Below are 8,482 nucleotides of genomic sequence, written 5' to 3' on the forward strand. Positions count from 1 at the left end.
CAGAACAACACACGATGAGCAATACCGGATTCATTCTCACCATTTCCTGCCCGGACCAGCCGGGCATCGTCCATGCCGTTTCGGGCCTGCTGTTCCAGCACGGCTGCAATATCGTCGATTCCGACCAGTTCGGCGATGAGTTCACCGGCCGCTTCTTCATGCGGGTGCACTTCACGCCGGCCGCCGGCGGTCCGGACCTGGCCACGCTGAAGGCCGCCTTCGCGCCGGTCGGCGAGCAGTTCGCCATGCAGTGGGGCCTGTTCGATGCCAGTGTCAAGCCGCGCGTGCTGATCATGGTGTCGAAGATCGGCCATTGCCTGAACGACCTGCTGTTCCGCGCCAAGGCCAGCGGCCTGCCGGTGGAGATCGCGGCCATCGTGTCGAACCACCGCGATTTCTACCAGCTGGCGGCGTCGTACGATATTCCGTTCTTCCACCTGCCGATGATGAACGCCTCGGCCGAGCAGAAGGCCGTCCAGGAAAACAAGGTGTTCGAGATCGTGCAGGAGCAGAACATCGACCTGGTGGTGCTGGCGCGCTACATGCAGGTGCTGTCCGACGACCTGTGCCGCAAGCTGGCCGGCCGGGCCATCAACATCCACCACTCCTTCCTGCCCAGCTTCAAGGGCGCCAAGCCTTACTACCAGGCGCACGACCGCGGCGTGAAGCTGATCGGCGCCACCGCCCACTACGTGACGGCGGCACTCGACGAAGGCCCGATCATCGAGCAGGAAATCGAGCGCGTGGACCACAGCATGGATCCCGAGCAGCTCACCGCGGTGGGGCGCGACGTGGAATGCGTGGCGCTGGCGCGCGCCGTCAAATGGCATGCCGAGCACCGCATCCTGGTCAACGGCCACAAGACCGTCGTCTTCAAGTAAGAGCAAGCCCTTCACCAGGTGCCCGGCGTCGGACGCGCCGGTACCGCTTCGCCGGCCTGGGCGCGGGCTATCGCCGCGCTCACCCTTGCGCGACCACACAGCTCACCCCGCTTTCCTCCAGCATGCTCTCGAACGGCGGCTTCAGCGGCTCATCGGTGAAGAGCCGGTCGATCTCCGAGAGATGCGCCAGTTCCACCATGGCTTGCCGGTTGAACTTGCTGGCATCCGCCGCCAGCCAGATTTCGCGCGAATGCTCGATGATGGTCCGCGCCACCTTCACTTCCCGGAAGTCAAAGTCGCGCAGCGTGCCATCGGCCTCGATGCCCGAGATGCCGATCAGGCCGATATCCACCTTGAACTGGCCGATGAATTCCACCGTGGCCTCGCCCACGATGCCGCGGTCGCGCGAGCGCAGTACGCCGCCGGCGACGATCACCTCGCAATCGGGGTTGTCGGCCAGGATGCTGGCCACGTTCAGGTTGTTGGTGATCACCCGCAGTCCGCGGTGATGCATCAGCTCGCGGGCGACTTCCTCGACCGTGGTGCCGATATTCAGGATTAGCGAACATCCCTCGGGCACGGCGCTGGCCACCGCGCGCGCAATGCGCTGCTTGCCCTCGGCATTGAGCACCTGGCGCTGGCGATAAGCGATGTTCTCCACCGTCGAGCCTTCCACCCGCACACCGCCGTGAAAGCGCGCCAGCATGCCGCTTTCGGCCAGCATGTTGACGTCGCGGCGAACCGTCTGCAAGGTCACGCCGAACTTGCGGGCAAGCTCGTCGATGGAGGCAAAGCCCTGGCTGCGAACCTCTTCAAGCAGGGCGGTCTGGCGTGGATTTAGGGTCATGCCGGCATTCTAGTTCAAACACAAACGAAAACAAATGATGCACTGCGGGATTGTTTGTGATTGTTTTGTGTTCGTTTTTGAGATAAAACGAACGAAAGCAAAGATTTGTGCATCTGCGCCGTTGCAGGTCCGGCGGAGCGGAGCAGCATGTCGAACCCGGAGACCCGATGCAGCTCAGATTGGAAGGCATCGCCCAGCAGGCAGGCTCGCAGGCGTATCTGTATCCCATGTCGTTGTCGCCCGTGCCGGGCGCCGTGACCATCCTGCTCGGCGCCACCCAGGCCGGCAAGACCTCGCTGATGCGGGTCATGGCGGGGCTGGACCGGCCCAGCGCCGGCCGTGTGGAAGTGGACGGCGTCGACGTGACCGGCATGCCGGTACGGGAGCGCAACGTCTCCATGGTCTACCAGCAGTTCATCAACTACCCTTCGCTGAGCGTCTTCGACAATATCGCCTCGCCGCTTAAGCTGCGCCGCGCGAAGGATATCGACGCCCAGGTGCGTGCGCTAGCCGCGCGGCTGCATATCGAGCATCTGCTCGACCGCCTTCCCGCCGAGTTGTCCGGCGGCCAGCAGCAGCGCGTGGCGCTGGCGCGGGCGCTGGCCAAGGGCGCGCCCCTGATGCTGCTGGACGAGCCCCTGGTCAACCTGGACTACAAGCTGCGCGAAGAACTGCGCGAGGAACTGACGCAACTCTTCGCCCATGGCAACGCCACCGTGATCTATGCCACCACCGAGCCGTCGGAAGCCTTGCTGCTGGGCGGCCACACCGCGGTGCTGGACGCGGGCGAACTGCTGCAGTACGGGCCAACGCCGGAAGTCTTCCACTATCCCGCTTCACTGCGCGTGGCGCGTGCCTTCAGCGATCCGCCGATGAACCTGATGGCCGGCAACGTGCAGGCCGGCACGGTCACGCTGCCGGGCGGCATCGCCGTGCCCTTGCCGGAGGCGGGCGGACACACGGGCGCGGTGACGGTCGGCGTGCGGGCCGGGGCCTTGCGGCTGGAAGGCGTGCCCGGCTCCGTGCCGGTGGCCGGCCGGGTGGCGCTGGCGGAGTTGTCCGGATCGGACACCTTCGTGCATATGGATTCGCCGGTCGGCAACCTGGTGGCGCAGTTTCCCGGCGTGGTCGATCTGGATCCCGGCGCGCCCCTCACGCTGCATCTGGATCCCGCGCAGTTGTACCTGTTCGATGCCAGCGGCATGCGCATCCATGCGCCCAGGCGGCCGGTCCGCGCGACACCGGCGGCAGCCGAGGCGGGAGCCTGAGATGACACGCATCGACCTCGACCTGTCCCATTCCTACCGGCCCAATCCGCGCTCGGATGAAGACTATGCCTTGCTGCCGTTGAAGTTCACCTTCGACGACGGTGGCGCCTATGCCTTGCTCGGGCCTTCCGGCTGCGGCAAGACCACCTTGCTCAATTGCATTTCCGGCCTGCAGCGGCCCTCGCATGGCACCGTCTCCTTCGATGGCCGCGACGTGACCGCGGCCACCCCGCAGGCGCGCAATATTGCCCAGGTGTTCCAGTTCCCGGTGATCTACGACACCATGACGGTGGGCGAGAACCTGGCGTTCCCGCTGCGCAATCGCGGCGTGGCGGCGGCGCAGGTGAAGGAGCGCGTCGGCCGCGTGGCCGAGATGCTCGACCTGTCCGCTTCACTGGATCGCCGCGCGAGCGGGCTGGCAGCCGATGCCAAGCAGAAAATCTCGCTCGGGCGCGGGCTGGTGCGCCAGGACGTATCCGCCATCCTGTTCGACGAACCGCTCACGGTGATCGATCCCCACCTCAAATGGCAGTTGCGCCGCAAGCTCAAGGAGATCCATCACGAGTTCCGGTTGACCTTGATCTACGTCACGCACGACCAGACCGAGGCGCTCACCTTTGCCGACCAGGTGCTGGTGATGTCGCGCGGCAAGGCTGTGCAGGTGGGCGCGGCCGATGCCTTGTTCGAGCGGCCGGCGCATACCTTCGTCGGCAACTTCATCGGTTCGCCCGGCATGAATTTCCTCGCGGGCCAGTGGCGCGACGGCGCCATCGAGATGGCGGGGCGGCGCTACATGCCGGAGCTGGCACCCGCCACCGCCGCAGCGCTGCAGGCCGCCGGCACCTTCAAGGTGGGTGTGCGGCCCGAGTATCTGCGGCTGGCCGCCAGCACCGACGCGCAGGCCATGCCGGCGCGCGTGGAGCGCGCGCAGGACATCGGCACTTACTGGCTGGTGACCGCCACCGTGGAGGATGCCGCGGGCCAGGCCACCACCGTGCGCGCACGGCTCGGCAGCGAGGCCGCGGCGCTGCACGCGCGGCAGACCGTGTGGCTGTCCGTGTTCAACCGTCATACCTGTTATTACGTCGATGAGGAGCTGGTGGCATGAGCACGCTGAAGCCCGTCAACCAGAAGGCCTGGCTGCTGGTGATCCCGGTGGTGCTGTGCGTGGCGTTTTCCGCCATCCTGCCGCTGATGACCATCGTCAATTACTCGGTGCAGGACATCATCTCGCCCGAGCGCCGCGTGTTCGTCGGCACCGAATGGTTCCGCACCGTGCTGCGCGACGGCGAGTTGCACGACGCGCTGCTGCGCCAGCTCGGCTTTTCGCTGGCGGTGCTGGCGGTGGAGATTCCGCTGGGCATCCTGCTGGCGCTGTCGATGCCGGCCAAGGGGGTGAAGGCGTCGGCGGCGCTGGTGGTGATCGCGCTGTCGCTGCTGATTCCATGGAACGTGGTGGGCACGATCTGGCAGATCTTCGGGCGCACCGACATCGGCTTGCTGGGCGCGTCGCTCGCCGGCATGGGCATCGACTACAACTACACCGGCAGTGCGGTGGATGCCTGGTTCACGGTGCTGGTGATGGACGTGTGGCACTGGACGCCGCTGGTGGCGCTGCTGTGCTATGCCGGCTTGCGCGCGATTCCCGATGCCTACTACCAGGCGGCGCAGATCGACGGCGCGTCGCGGCTGGCGGTGTTCCGCTACATCCAGCTGCCCAAGCTGCGCGGCGTGCTGATGATCGCGGTGCTGCTGCGGTTCATGGACAGCTTCATGATCTACACCGAGCCCTTTGTGCTGACCGGCGGCGGCCCCGGCAATGCCACCACCTTCCTGTCGCAATTCCTGACGCAGAAGGCGGTCGGCCAGTTCGATCTCGGCCCGGCCGCGGCGTTCTCCATCATCTACTTCCTGATCATCCTGCTCACCTGCTTCATCCTCTACAACTGGATGCAGCGCGCGGGCACCGCCGGCAGCGAGGAGTTGCCTCATGCGTGAAGCCAATCGGAGCGCCACCCACTGGCGCGCGCTGTTCCTCGTGGGCTACCTGGTGTTCGCCCTCCTGCCGATCTACTGGATGCTGAACATGTCGTTCAAGTCCAACGAGGAGATCGTTTCCACGCTGTCGCTGTGGCCGAACGATTTCACGCTGGAGCATTACAAGACCATCTTCACCGACGCGTCCTGGTACTCGGGTTATATCAACTCGATGATCTACGTGGCGATGAACACGGTGATCTCGATCACCGTGGCGCTGCCCGCGGCCTATGCGTTCTCGCGCTACCGGTTCATCGGCGACAAGCATGTGTTCTTCTGGCTGCTGACCAACCGCATGACGCCGCCGGCGGTGTTCCTGCTGCCGTTCTTCCAGCTCTATACCACCATCGGCCTGATGGATACGCACCTGGGCGTGGCGCTGGCCCACCTGGTGTTCAACGTGCCGCTGGCGGTGTGGATCCTGGAGGGCTTCATGTCGGGCGTGCCGCGCGAGATCGACGAGACCGCCTATGTGGATGGCTACTCGTTCCCGCGCTTTTTCGTGACCATCTTCCTGCCGCTGATCAAGGCGGGCGTGGGCGTGGCCGCGTTCTTCTGCTTCATGTTCAGCTGGGTGGAGCTGCTGCTGGCGCGCACGCTGACATCGGTCAACGCCAAGCCCATCGTGGCCACCATGACGCGTACGGTTTCCGCCTCCGGCATGGACTGGGGCGTACTGGCCGCTGCCGGGGTGCTGACCATCGTGCCTGGCGGCATCGTGATCTGGTTCGTGCGGCACTACATCGCGAAGGGCTTCGCGATGGGCCGCGTATAGATAGGTCAACAAGGAGAGGCGCCCATGTTCAACTGGATGGTATGGACCACCCCGGTGGCCGTGTTCTTCATCTGCATTGCGCTGATGCTGTTTGGCATGACGGTGTGGGAGACACGCACGCCCACGATCGAGCGCAAGGGCTTCCTGCCCATCGCCACCACCCGGGGCGACCGGTTGTTTATCGGGCTGATGTGCGCGGCCTGGATCAACCTGGCCTGGGTGGGCCTGGGCGAGAAGATGATGGCGTGGTTCTCGATGGCCGAGGAACCCTCGATCTGGATCAGCCTGGTGATTTCCATGTTGGCGCTGGCATTGGTGATGCGCAAGGGCTGAGGCGCGAGCGCTTTGCCCGCAACCTGGGGCGACAAGAATAAAGCGACGGTTTTTTCGTCAATGGGCATGGCGGCCTGCACCTTCCCCGGACCGCGTCCCAGACAAAGAACAGGGAGGGGGATTTTCGAGGAGACGTCAATGAAGGTGCACGTGAAGTTGGGCATGACGGCGCTGGCCTGCGCCGCGGCGCTCGCCTGCGGCCACGCAGCGTGGGCGGGCGAAGCCGAGGCCAGGAAGTGGGTCGACAGCGAGTTCCAGCCGTCGTCGCTCGCCAAGGACAAGCAGCTCGCCGAAATGAAGTGGTTCATGGACGCCGCCGCCAAGCTCAAGGCCAAGGGCGTCACGCAGATCAGCGTGGTCTCCGAGACCCTCACCACCCATGAGTACGAATCCAAGACGCTGGCCAAGGCGTTTGAAGAGATCACCGGCATTCAGGTCAAGCACGACATCATCCAGGAAGGCGATGTGGTGGAGAAGCTGCAGACCTCGATGCAATCCGGAAAGTCCATCTACGACGGCTGGATTTCCGACTCCGACCTGATCGGCACGCACTATCGCTATGGCGCCATCCTGCCGCTGACCGACTACATGGCCGGCGCCGGCAAGGAATGGACCAATCCGGGGCTGGACGTGAAGGACTTCATCGGCACCAAGTTCACCACCGCGCCCGATGGCAAGCTCTACCAGCTGCCCGACCAGCAGTTCGCCAACCTGTACTGGTTCCGCGCCGACTGGTTCGCGCGCAAGGACCTGCAGGACAAGTTCAAGGCCAGGTACGGCTATGACCTGGGCGTGCCCGCCAACTGGTCGGCCTACGAGGACATCGCCAACTTCTTCACCAATGACGTCAAGGAGCTTGACGGGAAGAAGGTCTATGGCCACATGGACTACGGCAAGAAGGATCCCTCGCTGGGCTGGCGCTTTACCGATGCCTGGCTGTCGATGGCTGGCTCCGCCGACAAGGGCCTGCCCAACGGCCTCCCGGTGGACGAGTGGGGCATCCGCGTCGCGGAGGACAAATGCACGCCGGTGGGCGCGTCGATGTCGCGCGGGGGCGCCGCCAACAGCCCGGCGGCAGTCTATGCGCTCACCAAGTACATCGACTGGATGAAGAAGTACGCGCCGCCGCAGGCGATGGGCATGACCTTCTCCGAAGCCGGCCCGGTGCCGGCCCAGGGCCAGGTGGCGCAGCAGGTGTTCTGGTACACCGCCTTCACCGCCGACATGACCAAGAAGGGCTTGCCGGTGGTCAACGCCGACGGCAGTCCCAAGTGGCGCATGGCGCCGTCGCCCTATGGCCCGTACTGGAAGCAGGGCATGCAGAACGGCTACCAGGACGTCGGCTCCTGGACCTTCTTCAAGAACACCGATCCCAACCGCCTCGCGGCGGCCTGGCTCTACGCGCAGTTCGTGACCTCGAAGACGGTATCGCTGAAGAAGTCGCTCACCGGCCTGACCTTTATCCGCGACAGCGACATCCACCACGACTACCTGACCAAGAACGCGGCGCAGTACGGCGGCCTGATCGAGTTCTATCGCAGCCCGGCGCGGGTGGCGTGGACGCCCACCGGGACCAATGTGCCTGACTATCCCAAGCTGGCCCAACTGTGGTGGAAGAACGTAGCCACCGCGGTGACCGGCGAGAAGACCCCCCAGGCCGCCATGGACAACCTGGCCGAGGAAATGGACCAGGTGATGGGACGGCTGCAGCGCGCCGGCATGACGAACTGCGCGCCCAAGCTGAACCCCAAGAGCGATGCCGCCAAATGGCTGTCGGATGACCACGCGCCGTGGAAGAAGCTTTCCAACGAGAAGCCCAAGGGCGAGACCATTGCCTACGAGAAGCTGCTGCAAGCCTGGAAGGAAGGGCGGGTGCGGTAAGACGGTCGGGTTCATGGTGGCAGACCGCGCGCCGGCACAGGCGCGCGGTCTTGCCCAGGAGCCAGGAACGGCGGCGCAGCGGTGACGTTGCGCCGCCGTTTTCCATCCAGGATGAAGCGGCGCCCCATGGACATCAAAGAATCTTTAAAAAATCCCTTGACTGTCTATCTACTAGTAGATAATATTCAGCACATGGAAGCCACTGCTCCGCCCCAGCAAGAAAAGCTGAAGCAGGAAAGAGGATCCAGCGCAACACCCGGGGAATCCCCGTTTTTTTTGGCCGGCTTATCTATCTACTAGTAGATAATGGCAAAAGAGCGAAGGCTTCCAAAGCGTACCGATTCGATTCCGCGCCAGCGCGGATCCTCAAAGTGAATGGAGAACATCATGACCTCGAACCTCTTCGCCAAGACCCTGATCACCGCCGCCGCTCTGGCTGCCGCCTTCGTTGCCGGCACCG

General features: G+C 64.5%; 9 protein-coding genes. 8 read left to right on the forward strand and 1 reads right to left on the reverse strand.

The annotated features are described in order from the left end of the window. Positions 1–14: 14 nt before the first annotated feature. Positions 15–881 (forward strand): formyltetrahydrofolate deformylase, encoded by an 867-nt coding sequence (gene purU / locus AC1DQ3_RS18460; RefSeq protein ID WP_477121600.1) that lies wholly within the window; start codon positions 15–17, stop codon positions 879–881. A 79-nt stretch (positions 882–960) separates the two neighbouring features. Here the strand turns inward: purU and AC1DQ3_RS18465 are convergent, their stop codons facing one another. Then, positions 961–1,728: a DeoR/GlpR family DNA-binding transcription regulator gene (locus AC1DQ3_RS18465; RefSeq protein ID WP_477121601.1), complete on the reverse strand. Its 768-nt coding sequence runs from the start codon at positions 1,726–1,728 to the stop codon at positions 961–963. A gap of 167 nt (positions 1,729–1,895) precedes the next feature. Here AC1DQ3_RS18465 and AC1DQ3_RS18470 point away from each other — a divergent pair, with 167 nt between their 5' ends. The 7 genes from AC1DQ3_RS18470 to AC1DQ3_RS18500 all read left to right on the forward strand — a co-directional run bounded on the left by AC1DQ3_RS18470 (position 1,896) and on the right by AC1DQ3_RS18500 (position 8,322). Next, positions 1,896–2,996 carry an ABC transporter ATP-binding protein gene (locus AC1DQ3_RS18470; protein WP_477121602.1) on the forward strand — a complete coding sequence of 367 codons (1,101 nt, stop codon included), beginning with the start codon at positions 1,896–1,898 and terminating at the stop codon, positions 2,994–2,996. 1 nt (position 2,997) lies between these two features. Beyond that, entirely contained in the window at positions 2,998–4,104 is a 1,107-nt protein-coding gene (locus AC1DQ3_RS18475) for an ABC transporter ATP-binding protein (RefSeq protein WP_477121603.1), read from the forward strand. Beyond that, positions 4,101–4,994, forward strand: a complete 894-nt coding sequence (locus AC1DQ3_RS18480; RefSeq protein WP_477121604.1) for a carbohydrate ABC transporter permease — start codon at positions 4,101–4,103, stop codon at positions 4,992–4,994. Before AC1DQ3_RS18475 ends, AC1DQ3_RS18480 begins: the two co-directional genes overlap by 4 nt. Beyond that, entirely contained in the window at positions 4,987–5,808 is an 822-nt protein-coding gene (locus AC1DQ3_RS18485; RefSeq protein ID WP_477121605.1) for a carbohydrate ABC transporter permease, read from the forward strand. Before AC1DQ3_RS18480 ends, AC1DQ3_RS18485 begins: the two co-directional genes overlap by 8 nt. 24 nt (positions 5,809–5,832) lie before the next feature. Continuing rightward, on the forward strand, positions 5,833–6,141 hold the full coding sequence (locus AC1DQ3_RS18490; RefSeq protein ID WP_477121606.1) for a DUF2160 domain-containing protein: 309 nt from the start codon (positions 5,833–5,835) through the stop codon (positions 6,139–6,141). 150 nt (positions 6,142–6,291) lie between these two features. Further along, entirely contained in the window at positions 6,292–8,022 is a 1,731-nt protein-coding gene (locus AC1DQ3_RS18495; protein ID WP_477121610.1) for an ABC transporter substrate-binding protein, read from the forward strand. 126 nt (positions 8,023–8,148) lie between these two features. Beyond that, positions 8,149–8,322, forward strand: a complete 174-nt coding sequence (locus AC1DQ3_RS18500) for a hypothetical protein (RefSeq protein ID WP_477121607.1) — start codon at positions 8,149–8,151, stop codon at positions 8,320–8,322. Positions 8,323–8,482 lie beyond the last annotated feature (160 nt).

Source organism: Cupriavidus sp. 01T418 (assembly GCF_056398885.1).

Coding starts and splice junctions, on each gene's coding strand:
- purU (WP_477121600.1), top strand. CDS start 15: ATGAGCAATACCGGATTCATTCTCACCATTTCCTGCCCGGACCAGCCG.
- AC1DQ3_RS18465 (WP_477121601.1), bottom strand. CDS start 1,728: ATGACCCTAAATCCACGCCAGACCGCCCTGCTTGAAGAGGTTCGCAGC.
- AC1DQ3_RS18470 (WP_477121602.1), top strand. CDS start 1,896: ATGCAGCTCAGATTGGAAGGCATCGCCCAGCAGGCAGGCTCGCAGGCG.
- AC1DQ3_RS18475 (WP_477121603.1), top strand. CDS start 2,998: ATGACACGCATCGACCTCGACCTGTCCCATTCCTACCGGCCCAATCCG.
- AC1DQ3_RS18480 (WP_477121604.1), top strand. CDS start 4,101: ATGAGCACGCTGAAGCCCGTCAACCAGAAGGCCTGGCTGCTGGTGATC.
- AC1DQ3_RS18485 (WP_477121605.1), top strand. CDS start 4,987: ATGCGTGAAGCCAATCGGAGCGCCACCCACTGGCGCGCGCTGTTCCTC.
- AC1DQ3_RS18490 (WP_477121606.1), top strand. CDS start 5,833: ATGTTCAACTGGATGGTATGGACCACCCCGGTGGCCGTGTTCTTCATC.
- AC1DQ3_RS18500 (WP_477121607.1), top strand. CDS start 8,149: ATGGACATCAAAGAATCTTTAAAAAATCCCTTGACTGTCTATCTACTA.